This is a genomic window from Phaeobacter gallaeciensis DSM 26640 (genome assembly GCF_000511385.1).
Taxonomy (GTDB): Bacteria; Pseudomonadota; Alphaproteobacteria; order Rhodobacterales; family Rhodobacteraceae; genus Phaeobacter; species Phaeobacter gallaeciensis.
Window position 1 is genome coordinate 3,164,170 of the sequence record NC_023137.1, and the last position, 25,117, is coordinate 3,189,286.

26 protein-coding genes are annotated in these 25,117 nt (G+C 57.9%); 10 read left to right on the top strand and 16 right to left on the bottom strand.

The genetic code is table 11. The features are described 5' to 3' along the window. The first annotated feature begins 388 nt into the window (after positions 1-388). The 3 genes from GAL_RS15245 to deoD all read left to right on the top strand — a co-directional run bounded on the left by GAL_RS15245 (position 389) and on the right by deoD (position 3,569). Complete coding sequence (locus tag GAL_RS15245) at positions 389-2,404, top strand: protein meaA (RefSeq protein ID WP_276326195.1); 2,016 nt, start codon at positions 389-391, stop codon at positions 2,402-2,404. 119 nt (positions 2,405-2,523) lie between these two features. Then, positions 2,524-2,841, top strand: a complete 318-nt coding sequence (locus GAL_RS15250) for an H-NS histone family protein (protein ID WP_024098463.1) — start codon at positions 2,524-2,526, stop codon at positions 2,839-2,841. A 23-nt stretch (positions 2,842-2,864) separates the two neighbouring features. After that, a complete protein-coding gene (deoD, locus tag GAL_RS15255) occupies positions 2,865-3,569 on the top strand; it encodes a purine-nucleoside phosphorylase (protein WP_024098464.1) in 705 nt (234 codons plus the stop codon). 76 nt (positions 3,570-3,645) lie between these two features. Here deoD and GAL_RS15260 read toward each other — a convergent pair whose 3' ends face one another. The 14 genes from GAL_RS15260 to GAL_RS15325 all read right to left on the bottom strand — a co-directional run bounded on the left by GAL_RS15260 (position 3,646) and on the right by GAL_RS15325 (position 15,482). Then, entirely contained in the window at positions 3,646-4,521 is an 876-nt protein-coding gene (locus GAL_RS15260) for an urea carboxylase-associated family protein (protein WP_024098465.1), read from the bottom strand. A gap of 91 nt (positions 4,522-4,612) precedes the next feature. Next, a complete protein-coding gene (locus tag GAL_RS15265) occupies positions 4,613-5,794 on the bottom strand; it encodes a type III PLP-dependent enzyme (RefSeq protein WP_040104119.1) in 1,182 nt (393 codons plus the stop codon). Between the two features lie 504 nt (positions 5,795-6,298). Then, positions 6,299-6,499, bottom strand: a complete 201-nt coding sequence (locus GAL_RS15270) for a hypothetical protein (RefSeq protein WP_024098467.1) — start codon at positions 6,497-6,499, stop codon at positions 6,299-6,301. A gap of 212 nt (positions 6,500-6,711) precedes the next feature. Beyond that, positions 6,712-7,491 (bottom strand): succinate dehydrogenase iron-sulfur subunit, encoded by a 780-nt coding sequence (locus tag GAL_RS15275; protein ID WP_014873480.1) that lies wholly within the window; start codon positions 7,489-7,491, stop codon positions 6,712-6,714. Between the two features lie 150 nt (positions 7,492-7,641). Then, complete coding sequence (locus GAL_RS15280) at positions 7,642-8,556, bottom strand: hypothetical protein (protein ID WP_024098469.1); 915 nt, start codon at positions 8,554-8,556, stop codon at positions 7,642-7,644. 84 nt (positions 8,557-8,640) lie between these two features. After that, complete coding sequence (gene sdhA / locus GAL_RS15285; RefSeq protein ID WP_024098470.1) at positions 8,641-10,446, bottom strand: succinate dehydrogenase flavoprotein subunit; 1,806 nt, start codon at positions 10,444-10,446, stop codon at positions 8,641-8,643. Between the two features lie 15 nt (positions 10,447-10,461). Next, on the bottom strand, positions 10,462-10,833 hold the full coding sequence (gene sdhD / locus GAL_RS15290; protein ID WP_014873477.1) for a succinate dehydrogenase, hydrophobic membrane anchor protein: 372 nt from the start codon (positions 10,831-10,833) through the stop codon (positions 10,462-10,464). Positions 10,834-10,851: 18 nt separating this feature from the next. Then, on the bottom strand, positions 10,852-11,235 hold the full coding sequence (gene sdhC, locus GAL_RS15295) for a succinate dehydrogenase, cytochrome b556 subunit (protein ID WP_024098471.1): 384 nt from the start codon (positions 11,233-11,235) through the stop codon (positions 10,852-10,854). Positions 11,236-11,427: 192 nt separating this feature from the next. Further along, positions 11,428-12,117 (bottom strand): DUF1194 domain-containing protein, encoded by a 690-nt coding sequence (locus GAL_RS15300; protein WP_024098472.1) that lies wholly within the window; start codon positions 12,115-12,117, stop codon positions 11,428-11,430. 32 nt (positions 12,118-12,149) lie between these two features. After that, complete coding sequence (locus GAL_RS15305) at positions 12,150-12,779, bottom strand: histidine phosphatase family protein (RefSeq protein ID WP_024098473.1); 630 nt, start codon at positions 12,777-12,779, stop codon at positions 12,150-12,152. Positions 12,780-12,802: 23 nt separating this feature from the next. Next, positions 12,803-13,834, bottom strand: a complete 1,032-nt coding sequence (locus tag GAL_RS15310) for a MaoC family dehydratase (RefSeq protein ID WP_024098474.1) — start codon at positions 13,832-13,834, stop codon at positions 12,803-12,805. Then, positions 13,834-14,037, bottom strand: a complete 204-nt coding sequence (locus GAL_RS15315; RefSeq protein ID WP_040104187.1) for a DUF1737 domain-containing protein — start codon at positions 14,035-14,037, stop codon at positions 13,834-13,836. Before GAL_RS15315 ends, GAL_RS15310 begins: the two co-directional genes overlap by 1 nt. A gap of 6 nt (positions 14,038-14,043) precedes the next feature. Further along, a complete protein-coding gene (locus GAL_RS15320) occupies positions 14,044-14,592 on the bottom strand; it encodes an NnrU family protein (RefSeq protein ID WP_024098476.1) in 549 nt (182 codons plus the stop codon). A 35-nt stretch (positions 14,593-14,627) separates the two neighbouring features. Next, positions 14,628-15,482 carry an HpcH/HpaI aldolase/citrate lyase family protein gene (locus tag GAL_RS15325; protein WP_024098477.1) on the bottom strand — a complete coding sequence of 285 codons (855 nt, stop codon included), beginning with the start codon at positions 15,480-15,482 and terminating at the stop codon, positions 14,628-14,630. A 384-nt stretch (positions 15,483-15,866) separates the two neighbouring features. On the opposite strand from GAL_RS15325, the gene GAL_RS15330 reads away from it, so the two are divergent. Further along, positions 15,867-16,196, top strand: a complete 330-nt coding sequence (locus GAL_RS15330) for a hypothetical protein (protein WP_024098478.1) — start codon at positions 15,867-15,869, stop codon at positions 16,194-16,196. A gap of 110 nt (positions 16,197-16,306) precedes the next feature. Here the strand turns inward: GAL_RS15330 and GAL_RS15335 are convergent, their stop codons facing one another. Next, positions 16,307-17,062 (bottom strand): sulfite exporter TauE/SafE family protein, encoded by a 756-nt coding sequence (locus GAL_RS15335; protein WP_024098479.1) that lies wholly within the window; start codon positions 17,060-17,062, stop codon positions 16,307-16,309. Positions 17,063-17,225: 163 nt separating this feature from the next. On the opposite strand from GAL_RS15335, the gene mdh reads away from it, so the two are divergent. Then, positions 17,226-18,188, top strand: a complete 963-nt coding sequence (gene mdh / locus GAL_RS15340) for a malate dehydrogenase (RefSeq protein WP_014873467.1) — start codon at positions 17,226-17,228, stop codon at positions 18,186-18,188. A 104-nt stretch (positions 18,189-18,292) separates the two neighbouring features. On the opposite strand, the gene GAL_RS15345 is transcribed toward mdh, so the two are convergent. Beyond that, entirely contained in the window at positions 18,293-18,841 is a 549-nt protein-coding gene (locus GAL_RS15345; protein WP_024098480.1) for an AAA family ATPase, read from the bottom strand. 337 nt (positions 18,842-19,178) lie between these two features. Here GAL_RS15345 and sucC point away from each other — a divergent pair, with 337 nt between their 5' ends. Genes sucC through GAL_RS15370 form a run of 5 tightly spaced genes read left to right on the top strand, consistent with a single transcriptional unit; the run spans position 19,179 to position 25,116 of the window. Next, entirely contained in the window at positions 19,179-20,372 is a 1,194-nt protein-coding gene (sucC, locus tag GAL_RS15350; RefSeq protein ID WP_024098481.1) for an ADP-forming succinate--CoA ligase subunit beta, read from the top strand. An 8-nt stretch (positions 20,373-20,380) separates the two neighbouring features. Next, entirely contained in the window at positions 20,381-20,737 is a 357-nt protein-coding gene (locus GAL_RS15355; RefSeq protein ID WP_024098482.1) for a hypothetical protein, read from the top strand. Between the two features lie 16 nt (positions 20,738-20,753). Then, positions 20,754-21,638 (top strand): succinate--CoA ligase subunit alpha, encoded by an 885-nt coding sequence (gene sucD / locus GAL_RS15360; RefSeq protein WP_014873464.1) that lies wholly within the window; start codon positions 20,754-20,756, stop codon positions 21,636-21,638. Next, on the top strand, positions 21,638-22,162 hold the full coding sequence (locus tag GAL_RS15365) for a DUF805 domain-containing protein (RefSeq protein WP_024098483.1): 525 nt from the start codon (positions 21,638-21,640) through the stop codon (positions 22,160-22,162). Before sucD ends, GAL_RS15365 begins: the two co-directional genes overlap by 1 nt. Further along, positions 22,159-25,116, top strand: a complete 2,958-nt coding sequence (locus GAL_RS15370) for a 2-oxoglutarate dehydrogenase E1 component (protein WP_024098484.1) — start codon at positions 22,159-22,161, stop codon at positions 25,114-25,116. The genes GAL_RS15365 and GAL_RS15370 overlap by 4 nt, the downstream gene beginning before the upstream one ends. The last annotated feature ends 1 nt before the right edge of the window (position 25,117 follow it).

Below are 25,117 nucleotides of genomic sequence, written 5' to 3' on the forward strand. Positions count from 1 at the left end.
TTGCAACCTCACCTCACCGCTACCGGTCACCCTGCGTGGCCCCACGCCTCGCTAAGAACATCCGCTTGGGAAGGCAACTCACCCAGTCGGGAAATGACTATGGACAGGATCACAGTTTGCCTCTGCGCAATGGCAGCAGCCAGCACATAGTTCTGGCCCGCAAGCGCATCAACAGCGTGACAATCGCCCACCTCAGCAAGGCGGTGCCCAGTGAGCGCACCTCGTCAAGTCAGCACTCTTCTAAAGCTGTAACCAATTTGTAGGATCTCAAATCAAACACGGAACCACCTCAACGATCTACAAGCGACCAAAAAACACGAGAGAGACACTGCGATCCCAGAAATGCCGCAACGCAGCGAATTGACATAGGTCTATAATTACTATTTAGATCCACACAAAGAAATATAATTACCTCAACCCTATTGGGAGGCTGATGATGCCGCAGATGCAAAAAGACCGCCCTTGGCTGATCCGCACATATGCGGGCCACTCCACTGCCAGCGCATCCAACGCGCTCTACCGTGCTAACTTGGCGAAAGGGCAAACCGGTCTTTCCGTCGCCTTCGACCTGCCAACCCAGACCGGCTATGACAGCGACCACGTATTGGCACGTGGCGAAGTCGGCAAGGTTGGCGTGCCGGTCTGCCATCTGGGTGACATGCGGTCCCTGTTTGACGAGATCCCGCTAGAGCAGATGAACACCTCGATGACCATCAACGCCACGGCCCCCTGGCTGCTGGCGCTCTACATTGCGGTGGCTGAGGAACAGGGTGCGGATGTCTCCAAGCTGCAGGGCACCGTGCAGAACGACCTGATCAAAGAATACCTCAGCCGTGGAACCTATGTCTGCCCTCCCAAACCCAGCCTCAAGATGATCGCGGACGTGGCGGAATACTGCTACACCAACGTACCCAAATGGAACCCGATGAACGTCTGCTCCTACCACCTGCAGGAGGCCGGTGCGACGCCGGAGCAGGAACTGGCCTTTGCACTCGCAACCGCGCAGGCAGTGCTGGACGAACTGAAACCGCGCATCGCACCGGAGGATTTCCCGGCTATGGTCGGTCGCATTTCTTTCTTCGTGAACGCGGGCATCCGGTTCGTGACCGAAATGTGCAAGATGCGCGCCTTTGTCGATCTTTGGGATGAAATCTGTCGCGACCGCTATGGTGTCGAGGACCCCAAATTTCGCCGTTTCCGCTACGGTGTGCAGGTGAATTCTCTTGGCCTGACCGAACAGCAGCCGGAGAACAACGTCTACCGTATCTTGATCGAGATGCTGGCTGTGACACTGTCGAAAAAAGCGCGAGCCCGCGCCGTGCAGCTGCCCGCCTGGAATGAAGCGCTTGGCCTGCCCCGCCCCTGGGACCAGCAATGGTCCATGCGGATGCAACAGATCCTCGCCTATGAGACCGATCTTCTGGAGTATGGCGATCTGTTTGATGGCAACCCCACAGTGGATGCAAAGGTTGAAGACCTAAAGACAGGCGCACGTGCCGAGTTGGCCAATCTGGAGTCCATGGGCGGCGCAGTGGCCTCCATTGAGTACATGAAGGGCCGGTTGGTCGACTCCAACGCCGAACGCCTGAACCGGATAGAGAAAAACGAGACCGTTGTCGTTGGCGTCAACAAATGGACCGAGGGTGAGCCGTCTCCGCTACAGACTGAAGATGGCGGTATCATGGTGGTCGATCCGGCGGTCGAGCAGGAGCAAATCAGCCGCCTGAATGACTGGCGCAGTGGGCGTGACGATGAGGCAGTGCAATCGGCGCTCACAGCTCTGCGCGCCGCAGCGCAAAATGGTGACAATATCATGCCGCCTTCCATCGCCGCAGCCAAAGTCGGCGTCACCACCGGTGAATGGGCCGAGGAAATGCGCAAGGTCTATGGCATCTATCGCGGCCCCACCGGCGTTTCGGGTTCAGTGTCCAACAAGACTGAAGGTCTTGATGAGTTGCGCGACAAGGTCAACGCGGTAAGCGATCAACTTGGTCGCCGCCTGAAATTCCTGGTCGGAAAACCTGGACTCGACGGTCATTCCAATGGTGCTGAGCAAATCGCCTTTCGCGCCCGCGACTGCGGTATGGATATTACCTACGACGGTATTCGCATGACTCCGGAGGAGCTGGTGGCATCGGCAATCGCGGATGACGCCCATGTTGTTGGCATGTCGATCCTCTCCGGCAGTCACCTACCCCTGATCGAAGAGTTAATGGGCAGAATGGCAAAAGCCGGTCTTTCGCATGTTCCCGTTATTGTGGGAGGAATCATTCCGGACGATGACGCTGACCGCTTGAAAAAAATGGGGGTGGCCCGCGTCTATACTCCCAAGGATTTTGAGCTCAACGCAATCATGGGAGATATTGTTGAACTTGCAAAACAACCAGAAACGGCTGCGCATTAGCGGATTTTCGCAATAAAAATAATCGAAACAATTTTCTTGGTGAAATCACCATGAATATGAGGCCATAAGTGAATGCGCCTCGACGTAACCCGTCGTGCATTCATTCATGGAGACAAAAAATGACCGTTGACCTCACATCGATGTCGCGAAAAGATCTTTTGGAATTACAGAAAAACGTTGAAAAGGCATTGAAAGACGCTGAGCAGCGAGAGCGGATCGAAGCATTGAAAGCCGCAGAAGAAGCCGCTGCAAAATTCGGTTTCTCGCTCGATGAGATCGCAGGCAATGGCCGCGGCACTGCCAAGAAAACTAAGGCTGCTCCGAAATACCGCAACCCTCAAAACCCGGAAGAAACCTGGACTGGCCGCGGCCGCAAACCACATTGGGTTCATGCAGCGCTGACATCCGGCGTTGATATTTCCGATCTGGAAATCTGATTTTCCGAAATTGAGGTTAAAAAATGACTGTTCATATCGGGGCCGCCAAGGGCGAGATTGCAGAAACCGTTTTGCTGCCGGGAGACCCCTACCGCGCGAAATGGGCGGCCGAGACATTTCTGAAAGATGTGCGCCTTGTAAACGAGGTGCGCGGAATGTTGGGATTCACCGGCACATGGGATGGTCACCCGGTTACGATTCAGGGCAGCGGAATGGGCATGCCGTCCCTGTCCATCTACGTGAATGAACTGATCCGCGATTATGATGCCAGGACCCTGATCCGCATCGGTTCCTGTGGCGGCATGCAGGACAAGGTGAAGATCCGCGACGTGATCCTCGCCATGACAGCGACAACCACCGGCTCCCCCTCACGCGGGATTTTCAAGGAGGTCAATTTCGCCCCCTGTGCCGATTGGTCCCTCCTCCAGGCGGCCGTAAAAGCTGCTGAAACCCATAAACTGACCCCGCATATTGGCGGCATCTATTCGTCGGATGTGTTCTACGATGAACGCCCGGATCTGAACGAACAAATGGTGCGCCACGGCATTCTAGGCGTCGAGATGGAAGCCGCTGAGCTTTACACGCTTGCAGCGCGCTACGGCTGTCGCGCCCTGGCAGTGCTGACCGTGTCCGATCACCTCGGCACAGGCGAGGCGCTGCCCTCCGACCAGCGCGAACGCAGCTTCGGGGATATGGTGGAAATCGCACTTGAGGCAGCCTTCGCCTGAGCAGGCTGGTCTCTTTAATCCAACCGAAAAGGCAGCACCTGAGGTGCTGCCTTTTTCCTATTCGCAACATGACAGATCAACTACAACCGTGACTGCCATCGTAGCCATTGCGCGCAGGCGATTGCCAGCCATCCAACGCAGTGCCCTCGGGTGTAAAGACCTCTACCAACAGCGGGTAGCACGCAGCACTGTCGCTGGTATGTTCCGATCCACAATCACCTCCAGGGCAGGCACTTAATGCCCCCAGCAGGTCGATTTCGGCGAAAAACTCCAGATAGTCACCGGGGCGTACCGGACTGGCCTTCATAAAATACTGCCCGGTATCGCGGGTGAACCCGGTACACATGAAAACATTCAAAACGTCGTGTACATGCCGCTCCGCGTCTGCCAGCGATAGGTTCAGTTCATCAGCCAGTGCGCGAGTCAGATTGGAGTGGCAGCAATGGTGATAGTGATCGCCGGCAAGCAGGTTTCCGGTATAGGGATCGCAGCGCGTGCCGATCACGTCATGCACCGAGCCACCGTAGCTGTCGATCCCATACCAGCCGAGGGTGTCCGCAACAATGGTCGCCATGGGGCGCAGATGCGGCAGCGTGCTCCACAGCCTCTCCCCCTCGGTCACATGGGTTCCGTGCAAAGCCCGCGTCTTACCGGAGAAAAACCGCTCGCTCAGATCGGAGCCGTTCCAGAGGTTCAGGTCCCCCACCTGTGCCCCTTCGACCGATGTAATTCGGAAAAAACTGCCGGCTGCGACACGAAAACAAGCCGCTTGGCGCGGGGCAACCAGCACCTCATCGGTCTTTCGCGCTGTCTCACGCGCTGCAAGGTATCGCGGCAAATCCGGCTTTGGCAGCGTTTCATTGGGATAGCAGATCACTGGCGGGATCGCGCGCCGCTCCTCTGCATCAGACGGCAACCCTGTCTCGGCATTTGGGAGCTCAGTATTGGACATGGCGCAAACCTCTTTATTGTTTGCGCCATGAAAGCCAAAGCGACGTTCCGAAACAAGCGGTGATTGCGACCGCATTCACCAGCCACTGAGGTCAGATCACCACTACATCCAGCGGCGGGAAGCCGTTGAAGCCGACCGATGCGTAGGTGCTCGTATAGGCGCCACAGGCATGTATCACGACCCGGTCTCCAGCTTTCAGCTCCAGCGGCATCTGATAGAGCTGCTTTTCATAGAGCACATCCGCACTGTCACAGGATGGACCGGCCAGAATGCAGGGACCGGTTTGCCCATCACCATGATCCGTGGTGATGCGATAGCGGATCGCCTCGTCCATGGTTTCGGCCAGACCGGAGAATTTGCCGATGTCCAGATAGACCCAGCGATGCAGATCACCTGCATCTTTGCGCGACACCAGTAGAACTTCTGCTGCGATTGCGCCTGCCTCTGCCACCAGCCCGCGGCCCGGTTCCGCCATGATCTCGCAGGCGTCCGGAAACCGTGCGTTCACCAGCGCCATTACTTCCTGAGCATAGCGGTTCGGCGCCATCACCTCAGTGCCATAGCTGGCGGGAAAACCGCCGCCAATGTTCAGAAGTGTCAGCTGATGTCCAGCGCCCTTGGCCGAACGCCAGACCTGCGCCACCTGATCAAGCGTGTCAGCCCACATCTGCGGTTCACGGGTCTGCGATCCGACATGGAACGAGAGACCAGACACGCAGAGATCAAGGTCGCGGGCCCGGTCCATCAGGGTCAGGGCCATTCCTGCGGTACAGCCGAACTTACGGCTCAGCGGCCAATCGGCGCCGGTCGCCTCAACCAGCAGACGGATACAAACCCGCGCGCCCGGCGCGTGAGCGGCCAATTTTTCCAGTTCCTCCAAAGCATCAACAGCGAAATGCGTGATACCGATCTCATGCGCGAAAGCGATGTCCGCCGGACGCTTGATGGTGTTGCCAAAGGTGATCTGTTTCGGTTTTGCGCCAGCGGCCAAACACATCTCGATCTCAGCACGGCTGGCGGCATCAAAATTCGCCCCCATCCTGGTCAGACGACGCAGGATCTGCGGCTCCGGATTGGCTTTGACTGCGTAGTGAATACGGGCGCGGCCCAGACCCTGCGCGAGAGCGGCGTATTGCCGGGCGACAGCTTGACTGTCGATCACCAGTGTCGGTCGGTCAAATGCGTTCTGTGCAATGTAAGACAGGTGGCGAGAAACGGGAGCAATAGCATCTTCACGGACGAGTGGCCCGGTTACGTTTGCGTTCATGGTCATCTCCAAAAGACCCGGCCATCTATGACCGCTCACTTCAATCAGAGACGTTACCGTCGCTACGTAACCATGGGGGATGACCCTTGGGACAGAGGCGCGTGCGTTGGCGTCTGCGCGCCATATCCACCAAAGCAACGAGTCGATCAAGCACTTTTTCGCCCGCCTCTCAGCCTATGCGGGACATGTGCGTATGCCAGGTGTCAGCGGTCTCACCAGCCTTACGACATAGTGGTTTGGGCGAAGCCCCTGCCTACTCCGCCAGACGCAGACATAGTTTCGGCGCCGCAGAGCCGGGTTGTACGGCGCCGCAAGCCGCACATCTCCACTGGTCAGCCGCGCGTTCCTGCCGCCAACGACAATGTCGGCTCAGACTGGACGTGTTGTGCCGCCATAGGAAGTATCCAAAAACGCCAAGCAACAGAAAGATTATCAACACGGGCATGCAGCCTGTCTATCTACTGCTTTATTCAGCTGCAACTGCTGCCAACGCCAGCCTGCTCCGACCAATCAGGCCGCGGCATAGTAATCGACAACGCCCTCAGTGGTCGCAGGCTCTATGATAGCGCCGGAAGCTGCGCGTGGTTCCGGCACATAGTAAGCCCAGGCCTGTTCCAGATGTGCCAGTGCTTCGGCAGCTCGCCCTACCTTCGGCGACGTCGCAGAGTTTGCAGCGGTCTGGTGAATTTGCTTCACGGCTTGATCGGTCATGTGATCGCTCCTGCTCAAGAGAATGCCTCTCCCCTGCTCAGGAATTTATGCCTGTGAGCGTGCTAACACACCCTCCGTTTCAACAAGATCGCCATGCGTGCAGCGCAACCCCATACCCAAGGGATCTTTGAAAAGACAGTGTCTGACGATACAAAGAAAAACGCCGCCCAGGGGTCCTGAGCGGCGTTTGAGAATACGTACTCTGAGTCAGATCAGACCGCGCGTTCCACCATCATCTGCTTGATGTGCGAAATCGCCTTGGCCGGGTTCAGACCCTTGGGGCAGGTTTTTGCGCAGTTCATGATCGTGTGGCAACGGTAGAGCTTAAAGGGGTCTTCCAGCTCATCCAGACGTTCCGGTGTCGCCTCATCCCTGCTGTCGATGATCCAACGGTACGCATGCAGCAGCGCGGCCGGCCCAAGATAGCGATCACCGTTCCACCAATAGCTGGGGCAGGACGTCGAACAGGAGGCACACATCACACATTCATAAAGACCGTCGAGTTTCTTGCGATCCTCAATAGACTGTTTCCACTCTTTTGCAGGGCGGTTGGTCTTGGTTTCCAGCCACGGCATGATTGAGGCATGCTGAGCATAGAAGTGCGTCAAATCGGGGATCAGATCCTTTACCACCGGCATATGCGGCAGCGGATAGACCTTCACGTCACCCTTGATTTCATCCAGCCCGTAAATACAGGCTAGCGTGTTGATACCGTCGATGTTCATCGCGCAAGAGCCGCAGATCCCTTCGCGACAAGAGCGGCGGAATGTCAGGGTCGGATCGATCTCATTCTTGATCTTGATGAGCGCGTCCAGAACCATCGGACCGCATTTGTCCATGTCGACAAAATAGGTATCCACCTGCGGGTTCTTGCCGTCGTCCGGGTTCCAGCGATAAATGCTGAATTTGCGCACATTGGTTGCGCCTTCGGGCTTGGGCCAGGTTTTACCCGTGGTGATCTTGGAATTTTTCGGAAGTGCGAATTCGACCATAGATCGTTCTCCTTGCTTAGCTGCCCACCGACCGCAGGCGCGAGGCGCTGCGGAGGCAGGAGATCGGTGTCTGCGGCCCGGACAGGCCGGATCGCAGCTCTTTGGGTGTCGCGGCTATGCCAGCCGCAAAGTCATGGGCACGGGGCCGCATCAGAACAGCCCCCCTGCCGTAAAAGGGGTGTGTTCCGCCAGCCGCGAAAGCCGAGCCGCATCATCGGGGTAATGCCGCACCAAAGCTGCCAGCAGTGCGTCATCACGAGCCGCGAGGTGCAAAATCGCCTGATATTCTGCATCTCCCGCCATCTGTCGGCAGCGTTGATCCGTCTTCAGATCAAAATCGGCGTCGCCCTGATCCTTGTCGAAGGACGACCCACCGCCGTAGGTTTGCATCTTGCCGAGCGTATTGTCCGCAACAGGCAGGCCCAAACGGTCCAGCAGATCCGTCCGATAGTTGGCACTGCGCATCCAACGGTCGTAGTCAACCACCACCAGTGCAAGCTCATCCGCATGTGAGGCCAGCTCCAGCATGCGCCGATAGCTGTCTATTGCCCGCAGCACCACGGCGTTACGCTGAACCAGCGAAAAAGCGGGATTACTCTGCAGCTTTTTCAACAAAGAGGCCGACCAATTCAGGAAACCACGCAGTAGCAGGATATCCCCGCTAAACAGCCTCTCATCCAGATCGCCCGAGACAGGACGATCCAGACTGTAATCCGACGGAACAGTGTCTTCGTAAGAAATCAACAGCAGACCACCGGAGGCCATTGACGCCCCAAGCGCATGCAGATCACGCGCCTCTGATCGCGACAGGCCCACGGTATTACGCTCTATCCCTTGATGATGCGACAGCGGCAGTCGGGCCGGTTTGCAGTTGTTGAAGAACAGAGCCTGCTGCCTCGGCGCGTTGCGTTGCAACCAATTGGCAATCGCATGATTGCCGGACCGACGCATCCCGAACAGGCGAAGTGCGACGTCAGGCTGCCAGCCAAGACCCGGCCAACCGCCGGGTTGTTCTGCAGCAGCGGCCGGAGACGGTATTGAAACGTCTTGCTCAATTGCCATCATAGCAGCCCCCAACCATGTACACTCAGCTCCCGCGAGGGGGCGCTGAGTGTCATGTGATATGCGGGAACTGCGCGCATCACGGTCTTAGAACGTCCGTGCCTTGGGGGCGATTTTCGCCTCGCTGATGCCGCCTTCGGCCTCAGTGGTGAGAGGATCAACAATCACCGGACGGTAAGTCAGATCCACCTTGTTGCCATCGACGCGGCTCACGGTATGGACACGCCATTTCTCATCGTCCCGGCTGGTGAAATCCTCATGCGCATGGGCACCACGGCTTTCCTGACGTGCCTCGGCCCCGACAATTGTCGCCAGGGCGTTTGGCATCAGGTTGGTCAGCTCAAGCGTTTCCATCAGGTCAGAGTTCCAGACCAGCGACCGGTCCGTCACAGCCAGATCGTCGATCTTTGCTGCGATGGCGGTCATCTTGGTCACACCTTCCGCCATGGTCTCCGATGTGCGGAACACGGCCGCATCGCTCTGCATGGTGCGCTGCATTTCCAGACGCAGATCCGCGGTTGGAATGCCGCCCTTGGCATAGCGCAGACCGTCAAACCGGTCGAAGGCTTTGTCCACCTGCGCCTGATTGAGAACCGGGTTCGGCGCATCAGCATCCACCACCTTGCCCGCACGGATTGCCGCAGCTCGGCCAAAGACCACAAGGTCGATGAGCGAGTTGGACCCCAATCGGTTGGCCCCGTGAACTGAGGCACAGCCCGCCTCGCCCACGGCCATCAGGCCCGGCACCACAGCGGTCGGATCCTCGGCTGTCGGGTTCAGCACCTCACCCCAGTAGTTGGTCGGTATACCGCCCATGTTGTAGTGAACCGTTGGCAGAACCGGAATCGGTTCCTTGGTCACATCCACGCCGGCAAAGATCTTCGCGCTTTCGGAAATCCCCGGCAAGCGTTCGGCCAGCGCTTCGGCTGGCAGATGGCTGAGGTTGAGGTGAATGTGATCACCATGTTCACCCACACCGCGGCCTTCGCGGATCTCCATGGTCATCGAACGCGAAACATAGTCACGCGGCGCCAGATCCTTGTACTGGGGCGCATAGCGCTCCATGAACCGTTCGCCTTCGGAATTGGTCAAATACCCGCCTTCGCCCCGCGCGCCCTCGGTGATCAGACAGCCGGAGCCATAGATCCCTGTGGGGTGGAATTGCACGAATTCCATATCCTGCAGCGCAAGGCCTGCCCGCGCCACCATGCCACCGCCGTCGCCAGTACAGGTATGCGCAGAAGTTGCGGAGAAATAGGCACGGCCGTAACCGCCAGTTGCCAGCACCACCATCTTCGCGTTGAAGACATGCATGGTGCCATCGTCCAGCTTCCAGCAAACAACACCCTGACACTGCCCATCCTCGGACATGATCAGGTCGATAGCAAAATACTCGACATAGAACTCAGCATTGTTCTTCAGCGACTGACCATAGAGCGTATGCAGGATCGCGTGGCCGGTCCGGTCAGCAGCGGCACAGGTACGCTGCACTGCAGGGCCTTCGCCGAACTCGGTGGTATGCCCACCGAAGGGACGCTGGTAGATCTTGCCTTCCTCGGTCCGCGAGAATGGCACACCGTAATGCTCGAGCTCGTAAACCGCCTTGGGCGCTTCACGCGCGAGGTACTCCATCGCGTCAGTATCGCCGAGCCAGTCAGACCCTTTGACCGTGTCATACATATGCCACTGCCAGTGGTCAGGACCCATGTTGGACAAGGACGCCGCAATGCCGCCCTGGGCCGCCACGGTATGCGAGCGGGTCGGGAAGACCTTCGTCACGCAAGCCGTGCGCAGCCCCTGCTCTGCCATGCCGAGGGTGGCGCGCAGGCCGGCACCACCGGCGCCAACCACGACCACGTCATAATCATGTGTTTCGTATTCGTAAGCAGCCATTGAAAACCTCGGGATTTACAGCGCCAGGCGGATCAGCGCATAGGCGCTGACCGCGGCCACGGCATAAGACAGGCAGGTGACCAGAATGATCGTCAGACGACCGGCAAAGCCATGCACATAGTCCTCGATCATGATCTGCGCACCGGATTTAAAGTGCATCATGCCGACCCAGATGGTCAGCAGAGCGACAAGTGCAGGAAACGGGCGAGCGTAGTAGGCGGTGATCTCTTCATAAGATCCGCCCAGCGCCGAGCCAAAAGTGAACACGAACAAAGGCACCAGGATAAGCAGCCCGATAGAGCTGACCTGCATTGACCAATGATGTGCCGTACCGGATTTCGCAGCACCCATGCCCACGGCACGCTTGCGATCTGTCAAATAACGCATTGCGATTGCTCCTTCAGATCAGACGAGAACAAGGGTGAGGGCGGTCAGCACAACCGACCCGATAATGACGAACCAACCCAGTTTCTGCGCAGGCTCCAGATCCAACATTTTGCCGTTGTCCCAGATCAGGTGACGCACGCCAGCCAGCGTATGGTACCAAAGGCCCAGCACCGACAGGCTCATCACGATGTCGCCGAACCAGCTGGTCATTACAGTATTGGCGGTGCGGAAGTAGTCTTCAGAGGTTGCCGCCGCCAGGAACCACCAGGCGATCAGTAACGCGCTCACGATAAGGGCATTGCCCGTAATCCGCGTCAGGATCGAGGTGATCGAAGTGATCTGCGGGCGATAAACCTGCAAATGTGGCGAAAGCGGGCGGTTGCCCCGATTTACATCGGCCATGTTGGCTCCTTTCCGGTTAGCTGACGACGTTTTAGCGGTTTTTTACGTCCTGTCACGCAAACGAGCGGTAAAAATGCGCAGTTATTTTTAGGAATGCCGCGAAAACAACAATATGTGATCACACGCTTCCGGTAAGTGATCACAAAATAGGATATACGAGAATCCTTACAGAATCACATGGTGTTCGCGAATTTATGGGATCGTCGGGAGAAAGCTGCTCAATCCCGCGTTCTGCTGCGCCACTTCACGTAACAGCTTTTTACGGATCGCTTCCGGATAGTCCTCAAACCCTGCTGCCGTCTGCACAAAGGCGCCCGCTCCATGAATGACCTGCTCAAAGAAATAGGCCGTCAGATCCGGCTCGCTCTCCTCAATGGCCAAGGCATTCACCGTGACGCCAGCGGCGCTGAGCGCGTCTCGGATGGCGGTTGGCTCCACCCCCTCATTGGACGGCCCGTCGCCAGAAACATCAATCACGCGGCGGCGGCATCCGGGCACGGTTTGAAACTGCTTGATGGCCAGCTGTAGCGCCTCTCCTATGCCAGTTGCATAGTTTCGCCAGGGACGCGGCGCCGCCGCGATATCAGCCGCCAGCTGGTCCAAGGCTTGGAAGTCCGCAGCACGTCGCCAGCTGAGCGTGATCTCCTGGCGACCACTGCCAGACCACTGCATCAATGCTACCCGCGCCTGCGCCCGCACCAAGGCCTCCGCCACGACCCCATCCTGTAACGCGGCGGCCAGACCTTCCATCTGTGTGCGGTATTCTTCAACATCGACGCTGCCAGAGACATCCACCGCTAGTACCAATGCCAGATCACAGGCGCGCGCCGGTATTGGCACCTGGATGACAAGCATAAAAACCAACAGTCGAAAAATCCGCATAGGGCTAGCTTAACTAAAACCGAACCGCGGCCCTATTGTTTTTCTCGTGATTGGTTTTGGTCCACAAATAATGTCTCTATCGGTGCCCAGTGGGACAGCGGACTATGGCTGCGACGGTCATATGCAAACCAGTTGCCGCCACCGGGAGGTTGATCCCACCGTCGATCAATTTTCTGCCCGGCCAGCGCGCAATATAGCAGTGTACCAACAGCGCCATGACCACAGATGATTAACGCACACCCCTCGTGATCTGCCTCTGCGGCGACCATCTCGCGTAGAATGCGGGCCTGTGCATTCTGTGCCGTCTCCCAACCGCGGACTGATCGCGCCGGGTTGGCAAAAAACGCATCCGCTTGCCGCTCAAACGCGTCGGGCGGTAAAAACCCGGTACTGCTGCGGTCGTTCTCATGCGTGTGATGGCGCTGCTCAAGATCCACGCCCAGCGCATTGGCAAGTGGCTTGGCCGTCTCAATTGCTTTTCGCTCTCCACTGCAAACCACTGCAACAGGACAAGTCGACGACAGAGCAGCAACACGTTTCGCCAGTTGGTCAACGCGTTCTGCCCCCAATACGGATAGCTGCCACTCGGTCACCTGTACCTGCGTGTCCACAATGACCTGAGGATGGGTGACATAGATCGCCGTCTGTGGCGTCAGTTGCATGGCGCAACCTCTCTGCCTCTGCGTTAGAGCGGCATCAACGCCCAGTAGTCGAGATCCAGCAGAACCTCCGGGTGATATTTGCCGTCCTCCCCCTTCAGTTGGAAAGGTGCCCCACCGCTGGTCGCAACCAGACGCAACCGAATGGCGCCGACACCGGGCGCACTTGTCTCAACCTTATCCAACACTTCGGACCAAGCACGGATCGTCATACCGGCGGTACACGGGTTGGCATGCGCACCGCCATTCAGCCCGACAATTATTTGCGCATTGGCCAAGCCGTTGAAGGACAGCGCCCGCGCCATGGAGATCACATGCCCGCCGTAGATCAGCCGTGATCCATCCGGCCGAGCCGTGGTGTCAAAGTGAACCTTGGCCGTGTTCTGCCAGAGCCGGGTTGCGAGCATATGCTCGGCCTCTTCGACCGTGACACCGTCGATGTGATCAATCTGTTCCCCCACCGCATAGTCGCCCCAGCGGTGCGGCTCCCCCGCGAGCGTGAAATCATAGCTGGAGAAATCCAGCCCTTCGGGAATGACCAGATCCTCAGCCGGGATCACCCTGGTGAGTTCGGGAATACAGGTCTCGGGCGCGGGCGCTTCCAGATTGCCTTTGCGCACCATAACCCAGCGCACATAGTCCAGCACGCAGTCATCCCGCTGATTGAGGCCGCGTGTGCGAACATAGACCACACCGGATTTCCCGTTAGAATTCTGTTTGACCCCAATCACTTCGCTCTCAGCGCGCAGAGTATCACCAGCGTAAACCGGCAGATGCCAGCGCCCTTCGGCATAGCCAAGGTTTGCCACCGCATTCAACGAGACATCCGGAACGGTCTTTCCAAAGACCATGTGGAACGCCGCCAGATCCTCAAGCGGCGCGCCCGCCAGACCACATCCTCGCGCAAATTCATCCGAGGAGTAGAGCGCATGCCGTGCCGGGTACAGCGCATGGTATAATGCGCGCTCCCCCCCCGAGACAGTGCGCGGAACCGCATGGTACAGCACATCGCCAACGGCATAATCCTCGAAAAAGCGGCCCGGATTGGTCTTGGCCATTAGTGTTCTCCCAGTTTGGTCTCAGGCGTGTAGGTGCCAGGCACCTCCTTCACCACGGATTGACCGCAGCGCATGATCCCCTTCACGGGGTCGAAAGTCTGGGTCGGACTCCCGTAGAGCTCCCACCCTTTGTTCAGCGCATCGGTCACCTTGTGGCAGAAGGCTGACGTGTCGTCCTCAGACAGAAATCGATAGAGTTTCATCATTGATTACCCCGGAAACGGCGAGGGGCCGATCAGCCCGTGAACATAGCCGATCACACCCAATAGGACGATCGACGCGACAAAGAACATCCCGTCCTTGGCAAGGCTGCCCTTCGGGTTTGCTGTCCAGACCGGCTCAGCGCGATTGATCACAACCATTTCCGCCAGCGCCCAAATCAGCATGCTCCCAAAGAGCACAAAGGACGCAGGATCCCAGTTTACCAGCAGATGTGCGACCGCCCACATCGCAACGCCCAGCAACATGGGGTGGCGGAGTTTGTAAAACAGCGCGCCCTTGCTGGGACCAGGGCTGGTGAAATAAAGCGCCAGCAACACCAATGTGTTGTTGATGTGCGTGAAGAATGGCGGCGGCAGCGCAAGATCAAAGGACTCAGCACTACGATATCCGACAACCATCAAAACCACACTGGCCAGCAAAATAAGCGCTATCAACCCTTTGCCACGATCGCCAAGAGCAGCGCGTGCATCAGGCGCCAAACGTTTAAAAAAATGGGCTCCCCACCAAATCAGGATGCCTAGAAGCAACAATGCCATGTCAGTCTCCCATAGAATTTTGACTGACCCAACGCCTAGGCTGAAACCGCTGCGATTGCATCCGCTTTTGCAAGAATTTCACGGGCGGTAGCCACGTGCAGATTCTCGACAATCTTGCCATCCACAACGGCCACACCCTGCCCCTCTGCCTCTGCGGCATCAAACGCCGCGATCTGACGTCGTGCGAGGTCAATCTCGTCCTCGGAAGGGGCGAAGGCGACATTTGCCACATCTACCTGCGCCGGGTGGATCAATGTCTTGCCATCAAACCCCATATCGCGGCCCTGATTACACTCGGCTTCCAACCCTTCGGCATCCTTAAAGGCGTTGTAGACCCCGTCGACAATGACCACCCCTTCCGCCTTGGCCGCCAGCAGGCACTGCCCTAGCCCGGCCATCAGCGGCAACCGATCCGGGCGAAAGCGCACTTGCAGCTCCTTCGCCAGATCATTGGTCCCCATCACCATGCCTTGCAAGAGCGGATGCGCAGCGATGGCCGCGGCATTCAACATGCCGCGCGGTGTTTCCATCATCGCCCACAGCGGTTTATTCCCTGTGATGGTTGCCAGAGCGTCCAGATCAGCTGGGGAGGAGACTTTGGGCAACAGGATCGCATCACAGTCCATCTTGCCCGCCGCCGCAGCATCAGCGCGCCCCCATTCGGTATCCAATCCATTGATCCGAACAATCTTCACCCGCGCCCCATAGCCACCTTCGCGCAGCGCCTCTTCCAGCGTTTGGCGGGCGTTTGCTTTCTCATCCGCCGAGACCGCGTCCTCAAGGTCAAAGATAATCGCATCCACCGGCAGATTGCGGGCCTTGTCCAGCGCGCGAGGCTTGGACCCCGGGATATACAGAACCGACCGATAGGGGCGTGTGCGCGGATCCATGAGTAATCTCCTGAGTCATTTTGTTGCGCAAACGGCTATATAATTGAAAGTTAGCTTTCAAGTGAAATGATGCCGCACCGCAGAATAAGTCACGTTAACACAGCGAGTACGCAGGTCTGTGATCGCAATAAAGCCCAGATAAATAGTTATTATTACTGGCTCCGCCCCCCGAGAACGGGCCGTTAAGAGGATGTCAGCTTCTTTTCGCCACTTTGTTTGCACCGGATGAGGATCGAACCAAAACGGCATCACACATCCGGGAGCGGGCACAGCAGCCCGTGCAGACGATGACGCGATACCGGTACGGCGTACACCCTGTCCGGGTCTGATCACACGACCCGAAGGGCCAGCCCGCCGCCGGATCTTCCGGAAAGGGTAAAACCCATGTTGAAGAAGACGTTTGAACTTGCAGTCCTCAAAAGCGCCGCTTTGGCAGCACTCGCCCTGATGGCACTGCCCGCTGTCGCACAGACAAGCAACAACTGCGCGCCCCGCGATCAGGTGGTGAAGCGCCTTGCCGAACGCTACGGCGAAAGTCGGCAAAGCATCGGCATCGGACAGCGCGGCGTGGTGATGGAAACATTCGCCTCGGCGGATACCGGCAGCTGGACCATCACGATAACCACCCCCGGCGGCGTGACCTGCCTTGTGGCCTCGGGCCAGTCTTATAAATTTCTGGCGGAGGCCCTACCAGTTGTCGACAGTGACGCCTGAGCGGGCTTCATCGCAAGATGAGCCTTAGGCGTGAGACATCCGATCTGACCAGTCGGCGGAGGGGCCATGTAAAAATGGCCCTCTGCCAGCAACGCAAGATCCGCCCCCGCTCAGGTCAATCCGTCCCAGATCAGCTTTGTCCCGGTGGTGACCAACAGCACATAGGTCAGGCCAAAAAACATAGGCTCAGATACCCGATGATGTAAGCGGACCCCGATCCAGGCCCCCAGCAAGGCGAAGGGCGCCAGCATCAGATCCAGTGTCAGTGACGCGGGCGTCACCATTCCCAGCATCGCATAGGGGACGAACTTTGCCGCATTCAGGATACCGAACACCAACACGGTCGAGGCTTGGTATTCTGTTTTGCTCATATTGCGTCCAAGCAGATAAACAGCCGCCGGCGGTCCACCTGCGTGGCTCACGAAACTTGTAAACCCAGCAACCACGCCGGCTACAATCCCGGTCACATCCGCCTTTTCGCGCGGCTTAGCCAATCGTGCCCTGAGTCGCCCGGACAGCTGCCAGGCCACAAAAGCGACCGAGATCACACCAATCAATATCCGCATCGCATCGGCGTCGACAGATTTGTAAAATGCTGCCCCCAATGCCACGCCAGGCAAGCCGCCGAGGATCAACAAAAGCGACTCCCGCAGCCGCCAGCGCCCCCAATAAGGCCGCAGCGAGGCAACATCGATCAACATCAACAGAGGCAACATAAAAGCAAGCGCCACGCCGGGCTCCACAATCAGAGCGAGAATCGAAGACGACGCAAAAGCTGCGCCCGATCCAAAACCGGCCTTAGAAACACCAGCAAACGTAATTGCCAATACCGCTACCAGAAAAAACATCACTGTAATCTCAGGCATCTGCGAAACCCCTCTAAGTGCCTCATATGTCGGTTTTTTAAACACATCTGTCCGATTTGAACAGTCTGCGGCACATCGGCCTTCGCGGTGCAGGGATCTTGCGCCACGCCACGGAACGGCTTAGTCCTCCCGGCAATCACAACCGGACCGGAGATAAATCCCAATGGCTCGACCCAAAATCGCCCTGATTGGCGCAGGTCAGATCGGTGGCACACTTGCCCACCTCGCAGCACTGAAAGAACTCGGCGACGTCGTCCTGTTCGACATTGCCGAAGGCACCCCCGAAGGCAAGGCGCTCGACATCGCTGAATCCGGTCCTTCCGAAGGCTTTGACGCCAAGCTGAAGGGTACCCAATCCTACGAGGATATCGCTGGTGCAGACGTCTGTATCGTGACCGCCGGTGTGCCGCGCAAACCCGGCATGAGCCGCGATGACCTTCTGGGCATCAACCTCAAGGTCATGAAATCCGTAGGCGAAGGCATCCGCGATCACGCCCCAGACGCGTTTGTGATCTGCATCACCAACCCTCTGGACGCGATGGTCTGGGCTCTGCGTGAATTCTCCGGCCTGCCCCACGAGAAAGTCTGCGGCATGGCTGGTGTGCTGGACAGCGCCCGCTTCCGCCACTTCCTGGCAGAAGAATTCAACGTTTCCATGAAAGACGTCACCGCATTTGTTCTGGGTGGCCACGGCGACACTATGGTGCCGCTGACACGCTATTCCACCGTTGCCGGTATCCCGTTGCCTGATCTGGTCAAGATGGGCTGGACCAGCCAGGAGAAACTGGACGCGATTGTCCAGCGTACCCGCGATGGTGGCGCTGAGATCGTCGGCCTGCTGAAAACCGGCTCCGCCTTCTACGCACCTGCGACCTCCGCGATTGAGATGGCCGAAGCCTACCTCAAGGATCAGAAACGCGTCCTGCCCTGCGCGGCCTATGTTGACGGCGCTCTGGGCCTCAAAGGCATGTATGTAGGCGTGCCGACGGTGATCGGCGCAGGCGGCATTGAGCGTGTGATCGACATCAAAATGACCTCGGATGAGCAGACCATGTTCGACAATTCTGTCAACGCGGTCAAAGGTCTGGTTGAAGCCTGCAAAGGTATCGACGGCTCGCTGGCCTAAGATCTGGCCAAGACACTGTGAATTCCCTGAAGGCCCGTCCAATTGGCGGGCCTTTTCCTTTGCAGTTTCTTAAGGACGCATCTTTAGCACCGCTGCGCGCTTGCTCACGTACCGCCGAGACGCCCCACAATGAAGTCCGCCCGAGCCACGACGTCGGTCTTCGGCAAAATAACGATATCATAGCCAAGCGTCTGATACCCTGATCGCAGCCGTGTGTATTCCTCTAGCGCCTGCGCGTAGCTGTGCCGCCGCGCTGCTGTCTGTCGATAGATTTCGGGCCAGGGTGGCGTGAGAAAGACCACGTCATAATAGCGCTCAGCAGGATCCAGAGTGGTCGCAACCGAGAGCCCGCATACATGCTCCAGGGCGAGAGCCGCATCCACCAACCCACGATCAAAGAATACCCAATCCTTCGCGGTTGCCACTCGTTGGCGGTCCGCGCGGGCCAGCTGTAGGGCGCACCGGGCGAAAGCCTCCATATTGACCCAAGGAAGGGCGCCCCCCGCACTATCCATCTCTTGCGCGACGATCCGGAGACCCGGCTCCGGCACGGTCTCAAATCCCCGCCCCGACAGCTCCGTCAGCAGCGTTGATTTCCCCCCGCCGGAACACCCGGACAGGATCACATGCCGTGTTTTGATGTCTGCAGTCATATCGGTGCTCCAGATCTCCTTTGCAGTCGGCATTCCACTAATTTCCAGCCTATCATATGGCTCCGGACCAAGCGGCACCGCCGCACCTCAATCAGTTTCGCCTTAACCAGATAGATGCCGCATCAGTGTAACGTAGTGTCGGAGTTGATCAAAACCGCTCTTATCGAATCAACTTCGTTCACCTCTTGTAAATTTGTGATCACACGTCGGAAATGCGTGATCACAAAATCAATAAATCTTCGGGATTTCTTTACCAGCTGTAAGAAAACCCTTTAAACATTGGCGCTATGACGGCGTATTAGATCAAGATAATTGCAGCCAGACGGGACAGTTTCAGATGAACATCCACGAATATCAGGCCAAGGCCCTCCTCCGCAGCTACGGCGCGCCGGTTTCGGACGGGCGTGTGGTGCTCAAGGCAGAAGATGCCAAAACCGCAGCAGGTGAGCTGGACGGCCCGCTCTGGGTGGTCAAAGCTCAGATCCACGCTGGTGGTCGCGGCAAAGGCTCCTTCAAGGAGGCTGACGCGGGCGAAAAAGGCGGCGTGCGTCTGACCAAATCGGTTGAAGAAGCGGCTGACGAAGCCAAGAAAATGCTGGGCCGCACCCTTGTGACCCATCAGACCGGCCCGGCCGGTAAGCAGGTGAACCGCATTTACATCGAGGCAGGCTCCGGCATTCAGACCGAACTCTACCTCGCGCTGCTGGTGGATCGTCAAACCTCGCGCATCTCCTTCGTCTGCTCCACCGAGGGCGGCATGGACATCGAGGAAGTCGCCGAAGCCACCCCCGAGAAAATCCTGTCCTTCTCCGTTGATCCGGCGACTGGCTATCAGGCGTTCCACGGCCGCCGCATCGCCTTCTCGCTCGGTCTTGAAGGCGCACAGGTCAAGCAATGCGTCAAGCTGATGGGCCAACTCTACAAGGCATTTGTCGAAAAAGACATGGAGATGCTGGAAATCAACCCGCTGATCGTCTCCGACAGTGGCGACCTGAAGGTGCTGGACGCCAAGGTCGGCTTCGACGGCAACGCGGTCTACCGCCACGCTGACATTTCCGAACTGCGCGACACCACCGAGGAAGACCCCAAGGAGCTGGAAGCCTCCAAATACGATCTGAACTACATCGCTCTGGACGGTGAGATCGGCTGCATGGTGAACGGCGCGGGTCTGGCGATGGCCACCATGGACATCATCAAACTTTATGGTGCGGAGCCTGCAAACTTCCTCGATGTGGGCGGCGGCGCCACCAAGGAGAAAGTGACCGAGGCGTTCAAGATCATCACCTCTGACCCGAACGTCAAAGGCATCCTGGTCAACATCTTCGGCGGCATCATGCGCTGCGACGTCATCGCCGAGGGCGTGGTCGCCGCGGTGAAAGAGGTCGGCCTGAAGGTACCGCTGGTTGTCCGCCTCGAAGGCACCAACGTGGAAGCCGGCAAAGACATCATCAACACCTCCGGTCTTGATGTCATCGCAGCCGACAACCTGTCCGACGGCGCCGAGAAAATCGTGAAAGCGGTGAAAGGATAAAGCCGCTTATGCTGCTGTGGGCGACATACGCAATTGCGATCATTCTTGCCGGTTTGGCTGCCGCTTTGGCCGCCGGTTTGGTTGGGCTTGCACTTGTACCATTGGTTCGGTTTGCCCATCGCAGCGCGCTTTTCCTTTTTGTACCAATCGTAGGGTTCGCGGGGTACTGGGTTTCCAGAACCACCATCTATCCGATTCAACAAGGTTTTGAGTCAGGAACCATTGACGGTCCTTCCGGCATTGGGGCGGCAGCACTGCTATTTGGCGCCTACGCTTTTGTCATCGCATTTTGCGCTGCATCGTTTTTTGTCTGCGCAAATCTTTGGATCCAGTCTGCGGCGAAGACGCCGAATGAGACGAACTAATCAAGGAGACTCCTAAATGGCAGTCCTCATCGACGAAAACACCAAAGTCATCTGTCAGGGCTTCACCGGCTCGCAGGGCACCTTCCACTCCGAACAGGCCATCGCCTATGGCACCAAGATGGTCGGCGGCGTGACCCCCGGCAAAGGTGGCCAGACCCACCTGAACCTGCCGGTCTTCAACTCCGTGCACGAAGCCAAGCATGTGACCGAGGCGAATGCCTCTGTGATCTACGTGCCGCCCCCCTTCGCGGCTGACTCCATCCTTGAGGCCATCGACGCCGAGATGGAGCTGATTGTCTGCATCACCGAGGGCATCCCGGTTCTGGACATGATGAAAGTGAAGCGCGCGCTGGAAGACAGCAAATCGCGTCTGATCGGCCCGAACTGCCCCGGCGTGATCACGCCTGATGCCTGCAAGATAGGCATTATGCCTGGCCACATCCACAAACGTGGCTCGGTTGGCGTTGTCTCCCGCTCGGGCACCCTGACCTATGAGGCGGTGAAGCAAACCGCAGACATCGGTCTGGGCCAGTCCACCGCTGTCGGCATCGGCGGCGACCCGATCAAGGGCACCGAGCACATCGACGTGCTGGACATGTTCCTGAACGATGATGAAACCCAGTCGATCATCATGATCGGTGAAATCGGTGGCTCCGCTGAAGAAGAAGCCGCAGAATTCATCGCCGAGCAGAAGAAAAAAGGCCGCTGGAAGCCCATCGCTGGCTTTATCGCAGGCCGCACTGCCCCTCCGGGCCGTCGCATGGGTCACGCTGGCGCGATTGTCGCAGGCGGCAAAGGTGGTGCCGAAGACAAGATCGAGGCGATGAAATCCGCTGGTATCGTCGTCGCCGACAGCCCCGCCACACTGGGCGAGGCGGTTCTGAAAGCGATCGGCAAGTAATGCGATTGGCGCGCGCAGCATATACCGAACTGACGAGATCTTTTGATTTCGCAAATCGTACTGCGCGCGCAGACTATTTCAGCTTTGTAGTCGCCAGCATGTGCACAATGAGCCTGGTAATTTTCGCCTGCCATCACGTGCTGCCCTCAGACATTGCTCTGCAAGCAACGCTACTCACCGTCTTGTTCTTTTACTTTCCCGTAACGTCGGCCGGAGTACGACGATTGCATGATGTAGGGGAAAGCGGCCTCCTTATGTTGGAGCCGCTAAAGCCGTTCCTTGCTCTTGGAGTACTGGCGGTTTTGGTCTGGCTTTGCGTCTCTGGAACGGTAATCGGCGGTTTTGTAGGAATATTCTCCGCGCTTTACTTTGGGACTGCCATAACAATCGTCGCGTCCATCGCAGCTTTGGTTGCTCTCTTCCTGACCCTTGCTTCTTTCTCCACAACGCTGGGCTTACTTTTCCTGCCCTCCCAAACTGGCCCTAACAAATACGGTCCCAACCCGCACGAGGCACCCAAATGACCGACCAATCGCCCAACGACCTCTTCCACGCCTCCTCTTTCATGCAGGGGCACAATGCGGAGTATCTTGAGCAGCTCTATGCCCAATACGCCAATGACCCCAATGCGGTGGATGCCGCCTGGGCTGAGTTCTTCCGGCAAATGGGTGACGCAGAACTTGATGTGAAGGCGGAGGCCGCCGGCCCCTCCTGGGCGCGCGGCGACTGGCCTCCTGCCCCCAATGATGATCTAACAGGCGCGCTGACAGGCGAGTGGCCCGCTCCAGCCGAAACCAAGGGTGCTGGTAAGAAGATCAAGGAACAGGCTGCCGCCAAGGGCGTCGAAGTCACCGATGACCAAGTGCAGCGCGCTGTACTGGATTCGATCCGGGCGCTGATGCTGATCCGGGCCTACCGGATCCGTGGCCATCTGGCCGCCAATCTCGACCCCCTCGGTATGCGCGAGGAAGCCCAGCACCCCGAGCTGGATCCGCGCACCTATGGCTTCACCGAAGCGGACATGGACCGCCCGATCTTCATCGACAATGTTCTGGGGCTTCAGGTCGCCTCGATGCGTCAGATCGTCAGCATCGTGAAGCGGACCTACTGTGGCACCTTTGCGCTACAGTACATGCATATCTCCGATCCCGAACAGGCCAGCTGGCTGAAGGAGCGGATTGAAGGCTACGACAAGGAAATCCGCTTCACCCGTGAAGGGCGCAAGGCAATCCTCAACAAAATGGTTGAGGCAGAGGGTTTCGAGAAGTTCCTGCACGTCAAATACATGGGCACAAAGCGCTTTGGTCTGGACGGTGGCGAGAGCCTCATTCCGGCAATGGAGCAGATCATCAAGCGCGGTGGCGCGCTGGGGATCCGCGATATCGTCATCGGCATGCCGCACCGCGGTCGCCTGTCGGTGCTCGCCAATGTGATGCAGAAGCCCTACAAGGCCATTTTCAACGAATTCCAGGGCGGCAGCTTTAAGCCTGAAGATGTCGATGGGTCAGGCGATGTGAAATATCACCTTGGCGCGTCCTCGGATCGCGAATTTGACGGCAACTCCGTTCACTTGTCGCTGACCGCGAACCCCTCCCACCTCGAGGCGGTGAACCCGGTGGTGCTGGGCAAGGTCCGCGCCAAACAGGATCAGCTCAAGGACAGCGAGCGCAGCAAGGTGCTGCCGATCCTGCTGCACGGTGATGCAGCCTTTGCCGGTCAGGGTGTTGTGGCTGAGTGTTTTGCACTCTCCGGCCTGCGCGGCCACAAGGCCGGCGGCACGATGCATATCGTGGTGAACAACCAAATCGGTTTCACCACCGCACCGCATTTCTCGCGCTCCTCGCCCTACCCCACCGACAACGCGCTGGTGGTCGAAGCGCCGATCTTCCACGTGAACGGCGACGATCCGGAGGCTGTGGTCCACGCGGCCAAGGTCGCCACTGAATTCCGCCAGAAGTTCCACAAGGATGTCGTTCTCGATATCTTCTGCTACCGCCGGTTTGGCCATAACGAGGGCGACGAGCCCATGTTTACCAACCCGCTGATGTACAAGAAAATTAAAGGCCACAAAACAACCCTGTCGCTTTATACTGAGCGTCTGGTCAAGGATGGCTTGATTCCCGAGGGTGAGATTGAGGATATGAAAGCCTCGTTCCAAGCCCGATTGAATGAGGAATTCGAAGCCGGCAAGAACTTCAAGCCGAACAAGGCTGACTGGCTGGATGGCCGCTGGTCGCACCTCGACAAGAAGGACACCGATTATCAGCGCGGCCAGACCTCTGTGTCGCCCGAGACGTTCAAGGACGTGGGCACGGCTCTCAGCCGAGTGCCCGACGGTTTCCCCGTCCACAAGACCATTGGTCGTTTCCTGGACGCGCGCGCCAAGATGGTGGACAGTGGCGAGGGGATTGACTGGGCAACCGGTGAGGCGCTGGCCTTTGGTTCTCTTCTGACCGAAGGTTATCCGGTGCGCCTGTCCGGGCAGGATGCCACCCGTGGTACATTCTCGCAGCGTCATTCCGGCATCGTCAATCAGAACACCGAGGAACGTTACTATCCGCTCAACAATATCCGCAGCGGGCAGTCCCACTATGAGGTGATCGACTCGGCCCTCAGCGAATATGCTGTGCTCGGCTTCGAGTATGGCTATTCACTTGCCGAACCCAATGCACTGACGCTCTGGGAAGCGCAGTTCGGCGACTTCGCCAACGGTGCCCAGATCATGTTCGACCAGTTCATCTCCTCTGGCGAAAGCAAATGGTTGCGGATGTCCGGCCTGGTCTGCCTGCTACCGCACGGATTTGAGGGCCAGGGGCCGGAGCACTCCTCCGCCCGCCTTGAACGCTTCCTGCAGATGTGTGGTCAGGACAACTGGATCGTGGCCAACTGTACGACGCCTGCTAACTATTTCCACATTCTCCGCCGCCAACTGCACCGCACCTTCCGCAAGCCGCTGATTCTGGTCACGCCGAAATCGCTGCTGCGTCACAAATTGGCGGTGTCCAAGACAGAAGAGTTCACCACCGGATCGTCCTTCCACCGGGTTCTGTGGGATGATGCGCAGCACGGCAATTCTGACACCAAACTTGTCGCCGATGACAAGATTAAGCGCGTCGTACTCTGCTCAGGCAAAGTCTACTACGACCTCCTCGAAGAACGCGACGTCCGTGGGCTCGACGATGTCTACCTGATGCGGATCGAACAATATTATCCGTTCCCTGCCATCTCCCTTGTGAAGGAGCTAGAGCGCTTCAAAGGTGCTGAGATGGTCTGGTGCCAGGAGGAACCCAAAAATCAGGGCGCCTGGAGCTTCATCGAACCGAATATCGAATGGGTGCTGACGCGCATCGGCGCCAAGCACAGCCGCCCGACCTATGTCGGTCGCGCCACCTCGGCTTCGCCCGCAACGGGCCTGGCCAGCGAACACAAAGCCCAACAAGCTGCGCTCGTGAACGAAGCGCTGAGCATCGAAGGATAAC

Bases quoted from the DNA above. Each gene is read 5' to 3' on its own strand.
- GAL_RS15320 (WP_024098476.1), bottom strand. From the start codon at position 14,592: ATGGCATTGTTGCTTCTAGGCATCCTGATTTGGTGGGGAGCCCATTTT.
- sdhC (WP_024098471.1), bottom strand. From the start codon at position 11,235: ATGGCCGATGTAAATCGGGGCAACCGCCCGCTTTCGCCACATTTGCAG.
- sdhD (WP_014873477.1), bottom strand. From the start codon at position 10,833: ATGCGTTATTTGACAGATCGCAAGCGTGCCGTGGGCATGGGTGCTGCG.
- GAL_RS15365 (WP_024098483.1), top strand. From the start codon at position 21,638: ATGCGATTGGCGCGCGCAGCATATACCGAACTGACGAGATCTTTTGAT.
- GAL_RS15330 (WP_024098478.1), top strand. From the start codon at position 15,867: ATGTTGAAGAAGACGTTTGAACTTGCAGTCCTCAAAAGCGCCGCTTTG.
- sucC (WP_024098481.1), top strand. From the start codon at position 19,179: ATGAACATCCACGAATATCAGGCCAAGGCCCTCCTCCGCAGCTACGGC.
- deoD (WP_024098464.1), top strand. From the start codon at position 2,865: ATGACTGTTCATATCGGGGCCGCCAAGGGCGAGATTGCAGAAACCGTT.
- GAL_RS15315 (WP_040104187.1), bottom strand. From the start codon at position 14,037: ATGAAACTCTATCGATTTCTGTCTGAGGACGACACGTCAGCCTTCTGC.
- GAL_RS15280 (WP_024098469.1), bottom strand. From the start codon at position 8,556: ATGATGGCAATTGAGCAAGACGTTTCAATACCGTCTCCGGCCGCTGCT.
- sdhA (WP_024098470.1), bottom strand. From the start codon at position 10,446: ATGGCTGCTTACGAATACGAAACACATGATTATGACGTGGTCGTGGTT.
- GAL_RS15325 (WP_024098477.1), bottom strand. From the start codon at position 15,482: ATGGATCCGCGCACACGCCCCTATCGGTCGGTTCTGTATATCCCGGGG.
- GAL_RS15335 (WP_024098479.1), bottom strand. From the start codon at position 17,062: ATGCCTGAGATTACAGTGATGTTTTTTCTGGTAGCGGTATTGGCAATT.
- GAL_RS15260 (WP_024098465.1), bottom strand. From the start codon at position 4,521: ATGTCCAATACTGAGCTCCCAAATGCCGAGACAGGGTTGCCGTCTGAT.
- GAL_RS15305 (WP_024098473.1), bottom strand. From the start codon at position 12,779: ATGCAACTGACGCCACAGACGGCGATCTATGTCACCCATCCTCAGGTC.
- GAL_RS15265 (WP_040104119.1), bottom strand. From the start codon at position 5,794: ATGACCATGAACGCAAACGTAACCGGGCCACTCGTCCGTGAAGATGCT.
- mdh (WP_014873467.1), top strand. From the start codon at position 17,226: ATGGCTCGACCCAAAATCGCCCTGATTGGCGCAGGTCAGATCGGTGGC.
- GAL_RS15370 (WP_024098484.1), top strand. From the start codon at position 22,159: ATGACCGACCAATCGCCCAACGACCTCTTCCACGCCTCCTCTTTCATG.
- GAL_RS15310 (WP_024098474.1), bottom strand. From the start codon at position 13,834: ATGGCCAAGACCAATCCGGGCCGCTTTTTCGAGGATTATGCCGTTGGC.
- GAL_RS15250 (WP_024098463.1), top strand. From the start codon at position 2,524: ATGACCGTTGACCTCACATCGATGTCGCGAAAAGATCTTTTGGAATTA.
- GAL_RS15345 (WP_024098480.1), bottom strand. From the start codon at position 18,841: ATGACTGCAGACATCAAAACACGGCATGTGATCCTGTCCGGGTGTTCC.
- GAL_RS15355 (WP_024098482.1), top strand. From the start codon at position 20,381: ATGCTGCTGTGGGCGACATACGCAATTGCGATCATTCTTGCCGGTTTG.
- GAL_RS15300 (WP_024098472.1), bottom strand. From the start codon at position 12,117: ATGCGGATTTTTCGACTGTTGGTTTTTATGCTTGTCATCCAGGTGCCA.
- GAL_RS15270 (WP_024098467.1), bottom strand. From the start codon at position 6,499: ATGACCGATCAAGCCGTGAAGCAAATTCACCAGACCGCTGCAAACTCT.
- GAL_RS15275 (WP_014873480.1), bottom strand. From the start codon at position 7,491: ATGGTCGAATTCGCACTTCCGAAAAATTCCAAGATCACCACGGGTAAA.
- sucD (WP_014873464.1), top strand. From the start codon at position 20,754: ATGGCAGTCCTCATCGACGAAAACACCAAAGTCATCTGTCAGGGCTTC.